This is a genomic window from Pseudomonas sp. NPDC090752 (genome assembly GCF_055584805.1).
This window is the reverse complement of the sequence record NZ_JBVJLI010000001.1, coordinates 567,065-582,987: the sequence shown is the minus strand read 5'-3', so window position 1 is coordinate 582,987 and position 15,923 is coordinate 567,065. Positions and strand designations below refer to the sequence as shown.

At 57.4% G+C, this 15,923-nt stretch carries 15 protein-coding genes; 10 read left to right on the top strand and 5 right to left on the bottom strand.

Annotated features, from left to right (window positions below):
- The first annotated feature begins 144 nt into the window (after positions 1–144).
- Together ACZ6YA_RS02510 and ACZ6YA_RS02505 are read left to right on the top strand one after the other, a co-directional pair.
- Entirely contained in the window at positions 145–1,200 is a 1,056-nt protein-coding gene (locus ACZ6YA_RS02510) for a tartrate dehydrogenase (RefSeq protein WP_465895189.1), read from the top strand.
- Between the two features lie 98 nt (positions 1,201–1,298).
- Complete coding sequence (locus ACZ6YA_RS02505; RefSeq protein ID WP_465895188.1) at positions 1,299–2,645, top strand: dicarboxylate/amino acid:cation symporter; 1,347 nt, start codon at positions 1,299–1,301, stop codon at positions 2,643–2,645.
- Between the two features lie 337 nt (positions 2,646–2,982).
- Here the strand turns inward: ACZ6YA_RS02505 and ACZ6YA_RS02500 are convergent, their stop codons facing one another.
- Positions 2,983–3,489, bottom strand: a complete 507-nt coding sequence (locus ACZ6YA_RS02500) for a GNAT family N-acetyltransferase (RefSeq protein ID WP_465895187.1) — start codon at positions 3,487–3,489, stop codon at positions 2,983–2,985.
- A gap of 176 nt (positions 3,490–3,665) precedes the next feature.
- Between ACZ6YA_RS02500 and ACZ6YA_RS02495 the strand changes: the two genes are divergently transcribed.
- Positions 3,666–6,077: a TonB-dependent siderophore receptor gene (locus ACZ6YA_RS02495; RefSeq protein ID WP_465895186.1), complete on the top strand. Its 2,412-nt coding sequence runs from the start codon at positions 3,666–3,668 to the stop codon at positions 6,075–6,077.
- 174 nt (positions 6,078–6,251) lie between these two features.
- Here ACZ6YA_RS02495 and ACZ6YA_RS02490 read toward each other — a convergent pair whose 3' ends face one another.
- Entirely contained in the window at positions 6,252–6,650 is a 399-nt protein-coding gene (locus ACZ6YA_RS02490; protein WP_465895185.1) for an NUDIX hydrolase, read from the bottom strand.
- Between the two features lie 454 nt (positions 6,651–7,104).
- On the opposite strand from ACZ6YA_RS02490, the gene ACZ6YA_RS02485 reads away from it, so the two are divergent.
- Complete coding sequence (locus ACZ6YA_RS02485; protein WP_465895184.1) at positions 7,105–8,091, top strand: LysR family transcriptional regulator; 987 nt, start codon at positions 7,105–7,107, stop codon at positions 8,089–8,091.
- 19 nt (positions 8,092–8,110) lie between these two features.
- Here the strand turns inward: ACZ6YA_RS02485 and ACZ6YA_RS02480 are convergent, their stop codons facing one another.
- On the bottom strand, positions 8,111–8,572 hold the full coding sequence (locus tag ACZ6YA_RS02480; protein ID WP_465895183.1) for a RidA family protein: 462 nt from the start codon (positions 8,570–8,572) through the stop codon (positions 8,111–8,113).
- A gap of 378 nt (positions 8,573–8,950) precedes the next feature.
- Here ACZ6YA_RS02480 and ACZ6YA_RS02475 point away from each other — a divergent pair, with 378 nt between their 5' ends.
- Positions 8,951–9,331 carry a helix-turn-helix domain-containing protein gene (locus ACZ6YA_RS02475; protein ID WP_465895181.1) on the top strand — a complete coding sequence of 127 codons (381 nt, stop codon included), beginning with the start codon at positions 8,951–8,953 and terminating at the stop codon, positions 9,329–9,331.
- 14 nt (positions 9,332–9,345) lie between these two features.
- Here the strand turns inward: ACZ6YA_RS02475 and ACZ6YA_RS02470 are convergent, their stop codons facing one another.
- Positions 9,346–9,579 carry a hypothetical protein gene (locus ACZ6YA_RS02470; RefSeq protein WP_465895180.1) on the bottom strand — a complete coding sequence of 78 codons (234 nt, stop codon included), beginning with the start codon at positions 9,577–9,579 and terminating at the stop codon, positions 9,346–9,348.
- A gap of 158 nt (positions 9,580–9,737) precedes the next feature.
- Here ACZ6YA_RS02470 and ACZ6YA_RS02465 point away from each other — a divergent pair, with 158 nt between their 5' ends.
- Positions 9,738–9,995, top strand: coding sequence for a hypothetical protein (locus ACZ6YA_RS02465; protein WP_465895179.1), 258 nt, complete (start codon positions 9,738–9,740; stop codon positions 9,993–9,995).
- Between the two features lie 100 nt (positions 9,996–10,095).
- Here ACZ6YA_RS02465 and ACZ6YA_RS02460 read toward each other — a convergent pair whose 3' ends face one another.
- A complete protein-coding gene (locus ACZ6YA_RS02460; protein WP_465895177.1) occupies positions 10,096–10,386 on the bottom strand; it encodes a hypothetical protein in 291 nt (96 codons plus the stop codon).
- Between the two features lie 771 nt (positions 10,387–11,157).
- On the opposite strand from ACZ6YA_RS02460, the gene ACZ6YA_RS02455 reads away from it, so the two are divergent.
- From ACZ6YA_RS02455 to ACZ6YA_RS02440, 4 genes are read left to right on the top strand one after another with little or no spacing between them, the layout of a single operon-like run.
- On the top strand, positions 11,158–12,699 hold the full coding sequence (locus tag ACZ6YA_RS02455; RefSeq protein ID WP_465895175.1) for an ABC transporter substrate-binding protein: 1,542 nt from the start codon (positions 11,158–11,160) through the stop codon (positions 12,697–12,699).
- A complete protein-coding gene (locus tag ACZ6YA_RS02450) occupies positions 12,696–13,631 on the top strand; it encodes an ABC transporter permease (protein ID WP_465895173.1) in 936 nt (311 codons plus the stop codon). Before ACZ6YA_RS02455 ends, ACZ6YA_RS02450 begins: the two co-directional genes overlap by 4 nt.
- The gene (locus ACZ6YA_RS02445; RefSeq protein ID WP_465895172.1) at positions 13,628–14,449 is read left to right on the top strand and encodes an ABC transporter permease; all 822 of its coding nucleotides are present in this window, start codon (positions 13,628–13,630) and stop codon (positions 14,447–14,449) included. Before ACZ6YA_RS02450 ends, ACZ6YA_RS02445 begins: the two co-directional genes overlap by 4 nt.
- The gene (locus ACZ6YA_RS02440) at positions 14,446–15,921 is read left to right on the top strand and encodes an ABC transporter ATP-binding protein (RefSeq protein WP_465895171.1); all 1,476 of its coding nucleotides are present in this window, start codon (positions 14,446–14,448) and stop codon (positions 15,919–15,921) included. The genes ACZ6YA_RS02445 and ACZ6YA_RS02440 overlap by 4 nt, the downstream gene beginning before the upstream one ends.
- Positions 15,922–15,923: the final 2 nt, after the last annotated feature.

Genomic DNA, 15,923 nt, shown 5'->3' with positions numbered 1-15,923 from the left:
CGCAACCATTAGTAACCTCAAGTAATTTATGTAGTGATTTGCAGTAGCTTATTGCCTTGGAATTCCTGCTTAAACTCTGCTCACACCCTGTCACTGGGCGTGAACGACAGGGAAAACAAGAACATCCAACGAAGGTGCTGACTGATGAATGCTTACAATATTGCGGCTGTCCCAGGCGACGGAATTGGTATCGAGGTGATTGCTGCCGGCGTTGAAGTGCTGAAAGCCCTGTCAAAAAAAACCGGGTTCGAAATCGCCTTCAAAGACTTTGACTGGAGCTCGGAGCATTACCTCAAAACCGGCCACTACATCCCCAATGGCGGTCTTGAAGAACTGAAAACCTTCGACGCCATCTTCTTCGGCGCCGTCGGTGCCCTGAATGTGCCGGACCATATTTCCCTGTGGGGCTTGCGTCTGCCCATCTGCCAGGGTTTCGACCAATACGCTAACGTGCGCCCAGCCCGGGTATTGCCCGGCGTGAAAAGCCCACTGCACAACGGCGACCAGATCGACTGGGTCGTGGTGCGCGAGAACTCGGAGGGTGAGTACTCCGGTAATGGTGGCCGCGTGCACCGCGGCCTGCCCGAAGAAGTCGCCACCGAGGTTTCAGTGTTTACCCGTGCCGGTGTCGAGCGCATTCACCGTTTTGCGTTCCAGCTGGCGCAGGGTCGCCCACGCAAGCACTTGACCCTGGTGACCAAGTCCAACGCACAACGTCACGGCATGGTGCTGTGGGACGAGATTTTCTACGAAGTCGCCAAGGACTTCCCGGATGTGGAGATCGACAAGGAACTGGTCGACGCCGTGACCACGCGCATGGTGCTCAAGCCATCCACACTGGACGTGATTGTCGCCACCAACCTGCACGCCGACATCCTGTCTGACCTGGCCGCCGCGTTGTCTGGCAGCCTGGGTATCGCACCGACCGCCAACCTCAACCCGTCTCGGCAATTCCCGTCGATGTTCGAACCTATTCACGGTTCGGCCTTCGACATCACCGGTAAAGGCGTCGCCAACCCGATCGCGACCTTCTGGACCGCAGCGCTGATGCTCGAACACCTGGGCGAGCCGGCTGCCGCCAAACAGTTGATGTCGGCCATCGAAGCGGTGACCGAGAGCGGCCTGCACACCCCGGACCTGGGGGGCACCGCAACGACCCGCCAGATTACCGATGCCGTCATCGCGTTGATCAATCGCTGATCCGATACAGAAGCGTAATCCAGACAAAGCGCCGAGGGGCGGGTCGTTGACCCGTCTCGTCGGTATTACCTGACAAAAATAAAAATCAGGGTCCTGTCATGAAAAGCATTCTGGGCAAGTTGTACGTTCAAGTACTGATTGGAGTCGCCGCCGGTGTACTGCTGGGTGTGTTCTGGCCGGACATCGGCACTGACCTGAAACCGCTTGGTGATGCGTTCATCAGGCTGATCAAAATGGTGTTCGCTCCGATCATTTTCGCCACGGTGGTGCTGGGCATCGCCAGGATGGAGAACATGAAAGAACTGGGCCGCGTCGGCGCGCGGGCGCTCATCTACTTTGAGGTGCTGTCTACTTTTGCCCTGGTCCTGGGGCTGCTGGTCGTCAACTTCGTCAAGCCAGGCGCCGGCATGAATGTCGATGCGGCTCACCTCGACGCCTCCAGCATCGCTACGTACACCTCGGCTGCGCAAAGTGGCGACGGTATCACTGATTTCTTGATGAAAATCATCCCGGTCAGTGTCGCCGACGCGTTTGCACAGAATCAGATCTTGCCGATTCTGCTGTTCTCTACCTTGTTCGGTATCGCCTTGGCGCACTTGGGGCCACGGGGTAAACCCATGGTCGATGTGCTCGAGTCTTTCTCCCACGGCATGTTCCACATTGTCGGCATGATCATGCGCCTTGCACCGCTGGCGGCCTTTGGCGCGATGGCTTTCACCATCGGCAAGTACGGGCTGGGTTCGATCGTATCGCTTGGCAAATTGGTGGCGACCATGTACGTCACCTGCTTCCTGTTTGTCGCGGTCGTGCTCGGCCTCATCGCACGCCTGTCCGGCTTCAGCCTGTGGAAGTTTCTCAAGTACCTCAAAGAAGAACTGTTCACTGTGCTGGGTACCAGTTCATCAGAGTCGGTCGTGCCGCAACTGATGAACAAACTGGAAAAAGCAGGCGTGTCCAAGCCGGTAGTCGGCCTGGTGATTCCGTCCGGGCTGACGTTCAACCCCGATGGCCAATGCATCTACTACACCATGGCAGCCATCTTCATCGCCCAGGCCACCAACACGCCGCTGACACTGATGGACCAGTTGATCGTGCTGGGCGTCCTGTTGCTGACCTCCAAGGGCTCTGCGGGTGTCACCGGCTCCGGGTTCATCACCCTGGCAGCCACCCTGGCGACGATGGACAAGATTCCGGTAGCCGGCATGGTGCTGCTGCTCGGGGTGGATCGCTTCATGTCCGAAGCCCGCGCCATCACCAATACGATCGGCAATGCGGTGGGCACCATGGCGATCGCCAAATGGGTTGGTGCGCTTGATACACAGCAGATGGACCAAGCCCTTGATGGGCAGCCGGCGCCAGCGCGGAACTCGGCTCAGGAACAATTGACTGCATCGAGTCGGCCCGTAAAAACACCGATAGCTGGCGTTTTGAGCCCGCACGAATAATCCGGTCAAGGTGAGCCGCGCCCGTTGAATGTGGCGTGGAGGGCCAGACTGCTTTGCCTGTGCCCTTCCCTCACTGAAATTGATCAGGCACTGTCTTCGGTATCGTCACGACGCGCCATGCGCCTGTCCCCCAGGCAGAGCCCCTTCATGGAACGTAGCAATATCGCAGATCCATTGAGTATTACAGCCGTTACGAGCAAATAGGCAATTTTCAGTGGGATAAAGCTTCTGCGATCCGTGTCGATAATTCTCATGGCTGAAGCCTTCATTTCGGATGTTCCATGGCTGATGCTGCGGGAGCAGGTTTTCAAGCATTCGAAGCATGCCCAGGGTGTACCTATGCAATTGGAGACAGCACAAGCCGCATCTTGATCGGTTTCTCGACAGCGCCGCTTGCGAGCCTGCATGGAGAGAGGTGTTCGACCGCTCTGAAGCCAAACTTGTCGTAAAGTGACCGGGCAGCCAAATTGGATTCGAAGACACTGAGATCGACTGAAACGAAACCTGCATCTCGACAATGGCCTACAACAAATGAAAGAAGGGCAAATCCCCACCCATTGCGCCTGTATTGCCGCCTCACCTGCATCCCGAGAACCCCGATATTCTCGCTACCCCCAAGGCGGCAAAAACTTTCTGGATAGGCTTCAGCCGATCCGACTATTTCGCCATCATGCTCGATGACATAGACCGGCCAATTTTTTTGGATGGCATGAGTCAATGCTCGCTCTACTGCCGTAATTGGCGGCGGATTGGCGCGTGCCGAATAACGCCCTTCAGCGCTCACCTCGCAAAAAAGCGAATAAAACCCTTCAAGATCGTGGAGTGTGATCGGCCTAACGTCCATGTTGTGAGTCTCTCTAGCGCCGATTCTAAAGATGCGCCAAGCCAGCATAACCGGAAAACATTTATTGACACTGCGACCGCCAGGAAAGACTATCACGCCGCCTTTATGCAAAGGATTCCCATTAGCAACACGTTTCCTATTGGGAGGCCTGATTTTCAATGAACAGGAGTCAATGGATGTCCGCTTGTTTGCCGTCTACCGCTACCAGCATTCGCCGAGCTGCACTGGCGATCAGCCTCTCAAGCTCTCTGCTGGCGGCTACCAATGTCCACGCCGAGGCTGTTAATTACAGCATCCCGGCAGGGTCTTTGGCCACTGCCGTGAACCAGTTTGCGAATGCCAGCGGAGTGGCTGTGAGCTTCAGCAGCGAGGAAACTACCGGCTTGCGCACGGAGGGGTTGCGAGGCAATTACCAGCTTGAACAAGGTTTCGCTCAACTATTGGAAGGCAGCGGCCTTCAGGTACAACAGGTGGGTGACAAACGCTACATGCTGGTTCGCCCAAGTCACGATGGCTCGATGGAGCTTTCCGCCACGACGGTTTCCAGCGTCGGGCTGGGTGCCACCACTGAAGGCACCGGCAGTTACACCACAGGCTCGGCCAATACCGCAACCGGGCTACGACTCTCGGCCCGTGAGACGCCACAATCGGTCAGCGTGGTCACCCGCCAGCAGATCGAGGACCAGAACCTGAACAGTGTTGCGCAGGTACTCGAACAGACACCTGGTGTAGTCGTCGACAGCATGGGCCCTGCCGGGAGTGATGCCAACCATATCTACGTGAGGGGCTTCGAGGTAGGCAGCATTCAAGTGGATGGCATCAACAGGCCTGATACCTACGGTTTCAAGGACGACCTCGCAGACATGGTGTCCTACGACCGGGTCGAAGTGGTACGTGGCGCCACGGGGTTGATGTCCGGTACGGGCGATCCTGGGGCGACGGTCAACCTGATTCGCAAGAAGCCGACGCTGGAAGCGCAACGCAAGCTGACCCTCAAGGCGGGTTCCTGGGACGACTACCGCCAGGAACTGGACGTGTCTGGCAAGTTGTCCGATAGCGGCAACGTGCGCGGGCGCTTCGTCGCGTCGAACACCAACAGCCAGAGCTATGTCGACCGTCAATCCCTGGACAAGCAAGCGTTCTACGGGGTATTGGAATGGGACATCACTGACAGCACGATGCTGACAGTCGGTGCGGAATACCAGGAGATGGACAACGAAGGGGCCGGTAACCACGGTTTCCCGATGTACAACTCAGACGGCAGCCACTTCAGCCCTTCCCGTTCGTTCAACTCCGCCTCGGACTGGAGCTATCACAAACGTCGCACCAAGACGGTGTTTACCACACTGGAACATCAGCTGGACAACGGCTGGCAGTTGAAAGCCAACGCCGAGCACAACCGCCGCAGCTATGACGATGCCTTTGCCACTGCAGCCAGCGGTACCGTCAACCCCGATGGCAGTGGCATCAGTACCTGGACAGGCCGCTGGGCGGGCGAACCCCGGCAGACATCGTTCGACCTGTCCGCCGCAGGCCCTTTCGAACTGTTTTCTCGTGAGCACCAAGCTTATCTTGGGGCTAGTCACTACAGGGCCTATTACCGTAACGACGGCTACCCGCTGTGGTCGTTCCAGGACATCGACAACATCAACACCTGGGATGGCTCGCTGGCGATCCCGGACGCCATCCACACCAAGTCGTCGGAAGATGCCCTGGATGAAACCCAGGATGGCCTGGTCGCTTCGGTGCGCTGGAGCCTGGCCGATGACCTGTCGCTGATTACCGGAGCACGGGTGATCGACTGGCAACGTGATGAAACCTCCACCGCCCTTTCCACCGGCGACACCACCCGTACCTCGCGAAGCGAAAGAGGGGTCGTCACCCCGTACCTTGGCCTGGTGTACGACCTCAACGAAAACTGGTCGGCCTACGCCAGCTACACCACCATCTTCAAGCCGCAGAGCAACAAAGATGTCGGCGGCGCCTACCTCGATCCATTGGAGGGGGTGAACTACGAGCTGGGGTTGAAGAGCGAGTTCTGGGACAAGCGCCTGACCACCGCTTTCGCCGTATTCGAGGTGCACCAGGACAACCTGGCAGTGGCTGATGGCAGCAACCTGGCGCCTGATGGCAACCAGGCCTACCGTGCCGAGTCGGGCACCAAGACCCGCGGGTTCGAGATGGAGGTGGCCGGCGAGATCCTGCCCGACTGGCAAGTGTCGGCCAGCTACACCTATGCCGTCAGCAAAGACTCCGATGGCGACCGCCTGAACACTGAGGTGCCACGAGACACCCTGAAACTGTTCACCACCTACCGTCTGCAGTCCCTGCCGCAGCTGAAAGTCGGTGGCGGTGTGCGCTGGCAGGGCACTGAATACTACAAAGGCGCCGGCCCCAACGACGAGACCTTCACTCAAGACCCCTACAGCGTGGTCGATTTGATGGCTCAGTACGCCTTCACCCCGCAAACCAGCGTCTCGCTTAATCTCAATAACGTCTTTGACAAAACCTACTACACCGCCATCGGCTCACGTGGCTGGTATGGCGCCCCACGTAGTGCTACGGCCACGTTGGTATACGCGTTCTAAGTCAGTACCCTTTGAGATGATGGTTCCCACGGACGGGCACCATCGTCGCTCACAGTCTCAACGAGAGCTACTCACCCCCACGAGTGAGCCCTTGGTGAAAACGAGTAAGAACAGCATCACATTAGATCGAGAACCTTGGCTGACGTCTAACCTGGCCTGTTTGAATCAAAGGCCTCATGCGGTCAGCGCTGGCAATTGAATTGAGAGCAGCCCAGCGGCTGTCGCGTTGAGCATTGCTGGACTGAGCTGGCCTTTGAGCACCCATTTACAGGCCGCGATCTCATTGCGAGCCACGGGTCTTTCATCATCACCGAAGTACGTCGTGAACACATGGTGGACGGTCAGGCCCACCTGAACAGTGCAGAGGGGAAACAAGCTGTGGCCTTCGACGGATGTCTCCTCTTGAAGCTCCCGTACAGCGGCTACGACAGGTGTCTCTCCTGGCTCGATAGCACCGCCTGGAAAATTCCACTTCCCTCTTTTTTTCCGAACCAGAAGAATCCTGCCACTTCGTAGACAGATTATCGTTGCCCTAGCCTTGATCTTGACCTTGCGCGCTTTCTTGTCCCGCATGCACACACTCAGCTCGTCATTAGGTTCATATCCGTCTCGTTTTAGCGAGAGACTTATTCCCTGAAGACTCACCTTTATGACGACTCGTTCAACCGGATAGACACAGCTGGCGGTTCACAACCCTCACGTATCTCCGATCAGCAGCGATTGGGAGTGTTTGGCCAGGTCACCTTCCGTTAAGGACGATGGTGTCCACCTATTTGTTACGGCTCCCGTACCTACTACTGCAGTGACAGGCGGCGCTAGAAATTCTGGGGTCGTATATTTGGCTATAGAAAGGGCATTGAGAGCCCCCCAAGCAGCGATTTCTGTTAGAGCGTACCGGCTTTGATTTGTTGGAAGTCGATAACGATCCGTCGCCTCGAGACGAGCCAGCTCCACCTCTTCGCTTAGGTACGAACGCCACCTTGGTTGACCTAGCACCTTCTCGTATTATCACCCCTCCCTACCTGGAATGATTTACGTGAAGCCGCCACCTGGAAGTGCCCAGCCCATCCCTGCAAATGCCAACATCCCGAAGTGGGATGTCAGCGAAGCGGTCAGCCAGCTTTCCTGGGATGACTTGCGGATCATCAAAACGCTGAGTGACTGTAGCAATCGCGCCGCCACGGCCAAGAAGCTCGGCATCAATGTCTCCACCGTCTCGCGCCGGGTCGCGCAGGTTGAGAAGACGCTTGGGGTCGCGCTTTTCGATCATCGCAAGGCGGGGTATCTGTTGACTGCCGAAGGTGCAGAGCTGCGCGCACTCGCCGAGCGCGTTGAGCTGGACATCGTTAGTGTCACTCGCAGGGTTTCTCGCGCCGGCCAGGGCCCCTTGGGAAAACTGCGGATTACCACCAGCGACTCGCTGCTGTTGTACTTCCTCACGCCGATCATCGCGGACTTCAAAGCCCTTAACGAGGGCATCACCATCGAAGTGTTGGTTGGCAACCAGACGTTGAGTTTAGCGAGGGACGAGTCGGACATTGCCGTGCGTGCGACGAAAAAACCGGCAGATACCCTCGTGGGTCGCAAGCTCGCCAACATCGCCTGGGCCCCGTATCGCAGCGTCAAGCAAGCGACGAGTGCCGATCCCTTCGCCGAGGGTCAGTCGTGGGTGTCCTACTCGGGAGGCCTGTGCGGTTTGAACGCAACGAGCTACGTCGAATGTCGGGTGCCCCCGGAGTACATTTCTTACCGCACCGATTCGGTCGCAGCAGCGAGCGCTGCAATTGCGGCGGGCCTCGGTTTTGGTTTCCTCCCCTGCATGCTAGGCGACATTACCCCAGGATTGGTTCGGGCCGGGCCAGTGGCGCAGGAACTTCAAGATGAGCTGTGGCTGCTTACCCACCAGGACATCAGAAAGTCCTGGCGGGTAAAAGCATTCATGACGTTCTGCGCGGCTGCCGTGGCCGACCTCAAATCGCTGGTCGAAGGTCATCAGGCCATCCCGGCTTCATAGTTGAAATCGGGAGCGCTGGTCATTTGGTCTGGGCGCCGATCACAGCACGGCACACAATCTCGATCAGTTGGGGACGCTGGGCGAGCCGCGACACACCGATAATATTACTAGCCGCCTGCGGGCGCTCGGTGCCATAGGCCGCCTTGCGCACCTTGCCGACAACGGCAAAGGCCGCGTCCATGTCCAACACATACAACGTCTCTTCCACGACATCCCCCATCGTGGCGCCATACAGCGCAAGCAACTTGGCAATGTTGTCGTAGGAAACCCGCATCTGTTCGCCCATTGACGAGAAATCGCTCGGACGACCGTCAGCATCCAGTGGCGCCGGCGCAACCAGATTACCTTCTTCGTCATGGTTGAATTGTCCCGAGATGAAGATCTCGTTCCCAACTCGCCGCGCCTGCGGATAGCCGTAGCCCTCTTCCCATGAAACGCCCCAGTAGGCGGTGTCGTCGTTGAAAGGTCGTGAAGCGGCCATTGGATTCTCCTTGGCGAAAAATGGATCGACGTGATCCGACTGGCCGAGATCCTAGCACCGGATTGGACGCCGTCTGCGGTGCATTGATGCGACTCCAAGGGCGCAAAAGTGCGCCACCGCTTCACTCAGTGTTTCGCTATCTTTTGCTGGCACTCGGCGACAATACGCCGGAAAACCCTCGCCACCGTTCAGTAAAGGCCGCGTCGATTTGAGACCTTATCAGCCCCAAAATTGGTTTCTGATCAACAAGCGGGGCTGGATCGAGCTCATCCGGGCTAACAATCGTGACGGAGTGTTCTGAAACCTCAGAAGAGGCTTCAGCGAATCGTGCTGCCCGGATCTAGCCATCTTTAGATTTTTCAGGATGAATTGAACCCCATGAACAGTGCTAACGGCATCGTTATAGCCACCATCGCGATTCAGTCGACGGGGCGGCTCAAAGCCTGGCAAATCACAACGGCCAAGCAGATGATGTTGGATCATCTGGATACCGGCATATCGGTCAGCGCACTTGCCGAAGCATGTGGACTGTCGCGCAGCCATTTCTCGCGAATGTTTAAGGGAACCACACAGATCTCTCCGCAGCAGTGGTTGCGTGACCAACGGCTCAGGAAGAGTAAAGAATTGCTGGAGGCTTCGACGATGATGCTCGCCGAGATAGCCTTAGAGTGCGGCTTCTACGACCAGCCGCATTTCTGTCGGACGTTTATGAGATCCGTAGGGATGACGCCCCAGACATGGCAGCAGCAGGCCATATAGTAGGGTCAGGTGTGCTATCCCCGTCCGACTAAGCAAGCCCCGCTAGCACCTTGCTGGTTATTCCGACTTGCACAGTCGTACTCCGCTTCCGCCCGAGTGGGGTAGTTTAAGGCCAGTCGTGTTTTGCCATGGGTGTCGTAAAGATCGTACCCCGCACCTAGGGCAGCTGGGACGCCAATACGGCGAGGGAATTGCTCTCTCTCTTGAGGCATGGCGGGGATTACAACAATGCGTGTCTGCACGACCATCCCTCTTCTTAGCAGGCCTTTAGTACTAGTCCGCCTCTATGAAAGCATCAAGGCAACTCGTAGTGTGCTGGGCTTGAAATGTCCCGAGATGATTGAAAGCTCCCGTACAGACGAAACGATCTAGGCTGTCCTGATGGAGATGTGATCAGGAGCTAAGGATGCGACATCGCGGTGCAGTATTCTGGGCTTGGGCCGATCCGTGCTTGCACCACCATTCCCATGAAGAGCTGCTCGCGGACGGAGCAAGACTGGATGTTCAACTGGATGTTCAGGTCAGGCTGTCCCGCACCGGCGACATGCAATTCTTCATTGGGATTTATGAGCGTTCAGGCTTGGTCCATATTGAAGAGGCTTACGTCAAGCGACCTGGCGAGGTGGATTCGAAGCCCCGAAGTGTTGAGCGAAATCCGATGTGAGCTGCCTCGCCTTCCCCAAGCATTGAAGTCGGCGTACAGCGAGTGGAATCACCTGGGTGGCGGCCAGTAAGTGGCCGCCACCTGCAAAAATACAACATCCTTAAGCTACTTGCCGATCAGCAGGCTGCTGATCGGTTGCAAGGCATCGCGCCCTTCCCACACCCCACGCTAGGGCCCGAGTCATCGACTCACCTGGGCGCGAGAGAAATGCTTCTTCATGCTGCACCACTCCCGTACCTGCATACACTCCAATGAACAACTGAGTATTGCCTGTACGCGACAGTCGAACCTGAACATCCATGGTCGTGCCATCGTCCAGCGTCTCATCGTGAGACCTGTGATGAAGTGTTGGGTCTGACCATTTCCAGAAAACGTCACCGCGAATCCGCATGCCGACCTCCTTCGACTTTAGTCTTGTTTGTGGGGTGCTCTCACCATAGCGCAGCGAAGCGGCTGAGCTATTACCGGCGGACGGATTATGCGGCGTCAGTATGACAGGATGTGACGAGCTATCGTGATTACTCTCGCCATGACGCAGGGGTGGAAGACAGCGAATCCCGATGTTGAACCGTACACCGGTGATGCTCAGGCTGAACTAGCTCAGGTTTGGTTTAGGAGGCGACTTACCTTCAGTCTGGATTCAGACGAGGTTGTTCTCGATAGCCAGCCACCTATCAAGGCATAGGCTGGCACTAGATGTCTTCGATCCATCACCGGAGTTGGGAGCTTGAGATTAGTACCGAATGCAGAGTCGATTGAACGCCAAATCGCGAAGAAAGACCCTGCGCATCTTGTCGCACGATAATGTTGGTGAGCATTTATCTGACTGTTCGGGCGTACGCCGAGACTTTTGCTGAGCATGCTGTTTTAACGCCCAAAAGTAGCTGGCTACAACCGGCGAGCCCCCTTCTTTAAGCCTCTCCGGCCACCAAACCTTCCGCACAGAAACATTTAGTTACCTCTAGAAACACGCTTGTGAAGCCCACAGTTCGGGCAAATCACCTTGCCAGACGGTAAAACCTCAAGCCAAATATCGACGTTATAACGTAACTAAAATACACTCACGCCCGCTCTTCACCTGCCCGCATGTCTTCGCATGAGGCAACGCTGAACGGCGCCCTCACTTTTCATCAAATTAGTCAGCTTCGCCACAAGGAGTGTCATGACCTTCTCGACCAAGCCCCGCTTGCCTTTGCTCAGCGCGGTCTTCGCATGCTGGGCCGCATTTGCATCAGGACACGTCATGGCAGAACAAAAGCCTTTCGCTGTCGTTGCACCGTTCGAAGTCGAAGGACTGGACCCCTCCGTATCGGGCTATGTATTTCAACGTATGCAGATCACCGAAACCTTGCTCGACGCTGATTCGAACGGTGACCCCCTGCACGGCCTGGCCGAAAAGTGGAGCGTGTCAAAAGACGGCAAGCGCTGGACATTCGCCCTACGCCAAGGCGTGAAATTCCATGACGGCACCGACCTGACTGCTGCCGCGGCAGCGCATTCGTTGAACGTGGCACGCCGGAAGACCGGAATTCTGACAAACGCTAAAATCCAATCAGTGATGGCAGACGGTAACGATGTAACCATCGAGCTGGCCACCCCCTTCCCGTTACTGCCCTCGCTGCTCGCGCACTATTCCACCAACATTCTGGCAGCCGCCTCCTATGACGCCGATGATGCAGTCCAAAAGATCATCGGCACCGGCCCCTTTGCCTTGACGCTGCTCCAGCCGCCGCAACGCCTTGCCACCAAGCGATTCGACGAATACTGGGGTACGAAACCAAGCATCGAAGCGGCCTCCTACCTCGGCGCAGGCCGTGGTGAAACGCGTGCGCTGATGGCCGAAAGCGGTGGAGCCGAGCTGGTATTCCAACTGGACCCGCCGAGCATTGCTCGGCTGAATCGATCGACCAACATGCATGTCCTGCTAGGTTCAGTGCCTCGTGTAGTGATCCTGGCTGTGAACTCCGGCAAAGGCGCCACAGCTAACAAGGAAGTGCGCCAAGCACTGAGCATGGCCATCCAACGCGAAGGCATCGCGGCGGCGATCCTGCGAGCCCCAGGTACGGGCGCCACACAGATGTTCTCGTCTGACGTCAAGGGCTGGCACGACGCTGCCCTCCCGAATCTAGCCTTTAATCCTCAAGCCGCACGAGACCTGCTCAGGACGCAGGGTTGGGTAGAAGGTGCGGACGGTATGCTTCAAAAAGACGGTAAGCCGCTGCGTTTCAAATTGGTTACCTATGCAGATCGCCCAGAACTGCCTCTGATCGCAACCGCTCTACAGGCGCAACTCAAGGAGGTGGGCATAGACGTTGAGGTTTCTGTCACCAACGCCAGTGCAGTGCCGGCTTCGCATAAAGACGGCAGCCTGGAGCTGGCTCTCTATTCGCGCAACTATGCGCTTGTGCCCAACCCACAAGTCACCCTGCTCGCCGACTTCGGCAACGGTGGCAATGAATGGGGCCCATTGGGTTGGGATACGACTCAGTTCGACAAATCGATGACTGCGCTACTGAGCGAAAAAGAGCCTGCCGCCGCGCAACGCGAACGCAACACGATCATTGCGCAACTCCAAGATGAACTGCCGCTGATCCCCATTGCCTGGTACCGCCAGTCCATTGCTGTTTCCAACAAGGTTGAGGGCGCTGCTGTCGATCCGTTCGAGCGCACGTTCGGCCTGAGCAGCATGCGGTGGTCGCAATGATTCGCTTACTGGGATTTCGCCTACTACAGGCCGCCATGGTGGCGTTACTGGTCGGGGCGCTGACGTTTTTGCTGATGACCCTGCTACCAGGTGATGCAGCTTACCGAATTGCCGCAGGGCGGTATGGCTACGACATGGTGAGCAGTGCGGCAGCCGAAGCGGTTCGCGCTGAACTGAACCTGGATCAACCACTTCTCTGGCGCTTCACCGCCTGGATCAGCGATCTGCTTACTCTGGATTTAGGCAACTCGCTGGTGACTGGGGAGCCGGTGCTGCACATGATCTCCCATGAACTTGGCAGCTCTGTGCGCCTGGCAGTGGGTGCGGTAGCACTCTCATTTCTCATCGGCCCACCCATTGGCATTATCGCCGGGCTAAGGCCTGGTGGTCTTCTGGATAGAGGCTTGTTGCTGTTGAGCACTGCCACTCGGGCCATTCCCCATTTCGTAATGGGGGTCATCCTAGTGCTGATATTTGCCGTGTCGCTACAGCTGCTCCCTTCCGCCGGCCATGACAGCTCTGCCCACTCAGTATTGCCCACCGTCACCTTGGCACTTGGCCTGGCCGCAGTCTCATCGCGAGTGGCCCGGGATGCCACAACCGCAGTGGCTTCGTCCGCCTATTACGCGTTCGGGCACCTGAAAGGACTCGGTGGCGCAACTGTATTTCTGCGTCACGGTCTGCGGAATATCGGCGTCCCCGTCGTGACATACCTGGGGGTGCAACTGGTGTACCTCATTGAAGGCGTGGTGGTCGTTGAAACCTTGTTCGCCTGGCCGGGCATAGGTCACGGCCTGGTGCATGCCATCTTCCACCGCGATTTGCCCATGGTCCAAGGCACAGCGCTGGCGATGGGGATGTTGTTCGTGTTGCTCAATACCTGTGTAGACATGGCCAACCACCTGATTGACCCCCGTCGGAGTAAAGCATGAACCTCGATATTGCCATTGCGGATGCCGCACCCAAGCCGCGCCACCAGGCCAGACTAGTGGGTGCGATGATACTGAGCCTGCTGGTTGTAGCTGCGATTTGTGTTCCGATGGTATGGAACGTGGATATTGCCAAACAGGATTACACCGCAATTCTATCCGCGCCTTCGCAGGCACACCCGTTGGGCACGGACCATCTAGGCCGCGATATGCTCGCCAGGCTTGCCTCTGCGATTGGGCTTTCGCTGGGCTTGGCACTTGTGAGCGTCATGACCGCAGCTGTCCCTGGCGTGCTGCTGGGTATTCTGGCCGCATGGAAAGGCGGCTTCACCGACAAGGGGCTCGGGTTGCTGGTTGAGATGTTCCTGGCTCTGCCTGGCCTGTTGCTGGTGTTGCTGATCGTTGCCCTCTTTCCAGGTTCGTTCCTGGCACTGTACGGCGCAGTAGCACTCGTGCTGTGGATCGAATACTTCCGCATGACCCGGGCTCTGTCGCGCACTGTGCTGTCCTCGCAGGCGGTAGCTGCTTCACGTCTCCTTGGCTTTGGACCGGCATATGTCATTCGCCGTCACCTCTGGCCAGAACTCTCGCCTGTATTGATGACCATCGCCGCCTTTGGCGCAGCGTCGGCAATCATGGCGATCGCTGCGCTAAGTTTCGTCAGCGTGGGTGTCCGCCCGCCTACAGCCGAGCTGGGCCTGATGATTACTGAGCTGCTGCCTTATTTCGCTGAAGCACCTTCAGTGATTGCACTACCCATCCTGGTGATTTTCCTCATTGTCCTTTCATTGATGCTCATCGCAGGGGGCCGCAAGCCATGAAACCACTGCTGAAAACCCACGCCCTCGAAATTCGCACAGCCACCACCCAATTGGTGGCACCGCTGTCTATCGAACTGCGTCCTGGTCAGGTTCTGTCAATCATCGGCGAGACCGGCTCCGGCAAGAGCCTGTTCGCCCAAGGCATCGTCGGTAACCTGCCAGAGGGATTGCAGGCACACGGCCGCGTCGAGCTGGCCAACGGATTTAGCGAAAAAGGCACCGACGCGAGACGCAAAGAGCTTTGGGGTAAAGAGCTGGCCGTACTGCCCCAGGAACCCTGGCTTAGCCTTGACCCCACCATGCGCGCCTTGGCGCAGGTGTCAGAAACCTATCAGTACATAGCAGGTACCGACAAGGATGCAGCCCGTGCACGGGCGAAACAAGATTTGCGCCGGTTGGGGCTGGAGCAGGCCGAGCGCAAGTACCCTTTCCAACTGTCTGGCGGCATGGCGCAAAGACTGGCATTTGCGGCAACCCATGCCGGCGGCGCCAAACTGATGATCGCCGACGAGCCTACCAAGGGGCTGGACAGGGCACGTATTGATGAAGTGGTCAGCTTGTTGCAAGCAGGCATCAGCAATGGCGGAGCACTACTGATCATCACCCACGACATGGAAGTTGCGCGTCGTCTGGGTGGCGATGTGCTGATCATGCACAAAGGCAAGATCATCGAAACCGGTACTGCTGAGCAGGTATTCAAGCAACCCCAGCACGCATATACCCGTCAACTGATCAATGCCGACCCAGCCCGCTGGCAGATGCCTGCACGCCCCGCCCTGAGCACAGAGACCGTGGCACGCGTGCGTGACCTAGCGCTGGAGCGTGGCGGTAAAACACTGTTCAAGGGGCTGTCCTTTGATGTGCGCAAAGGTGAAATCGTTGGGGTGACAGGTCCCTCCGGCTGCGGTAAATCCTCTCTTGGCGATGTCATGCTTGGCTTGATCGCCGCCCAGCACGGTCAGGTGCACAAAGCACACGGGCTATCCAAGGTTGCTTTTCAGAAGTTGTTCCAGGACCCGGTAGCTGCTTTTGCACCCACCATTTCCCTCGCACAGAGCCTTGCCGACCTAGTCAACTTGCATGACCTGGACACACAGCGCATTCCGGCGTTGCTCAAGCGCCTGCGCCTTGAGCCGGAACTGCTGGGGCGCCTGCCTGGCAATGTGTCAGGCGGCGAATTGCAGCGGTTCTCACTGCTGAGGGTTCTGCTATTGGACCCAGTGCTGATCTTTGCCGACGAGCCCAGCTCCCGGCTCGATCCAATTACGCAAAAAGAGATGATCGAATTGCTGGTGGAGGCGGCCAAGGACAGCGCCACCGCAGTGCTGTTGGTCAGTCACGACGAAGCGTTGATCAAAGCGGTAGCCGACCAACGTATTCATCTAAATGCAGAAAGCGAACTCCCTGCCGCAGCCGTACAAGGTGAATCCTCCACGGTACCTTCCAACCTTCACCTCCAAGCGCAGCAGTGAGC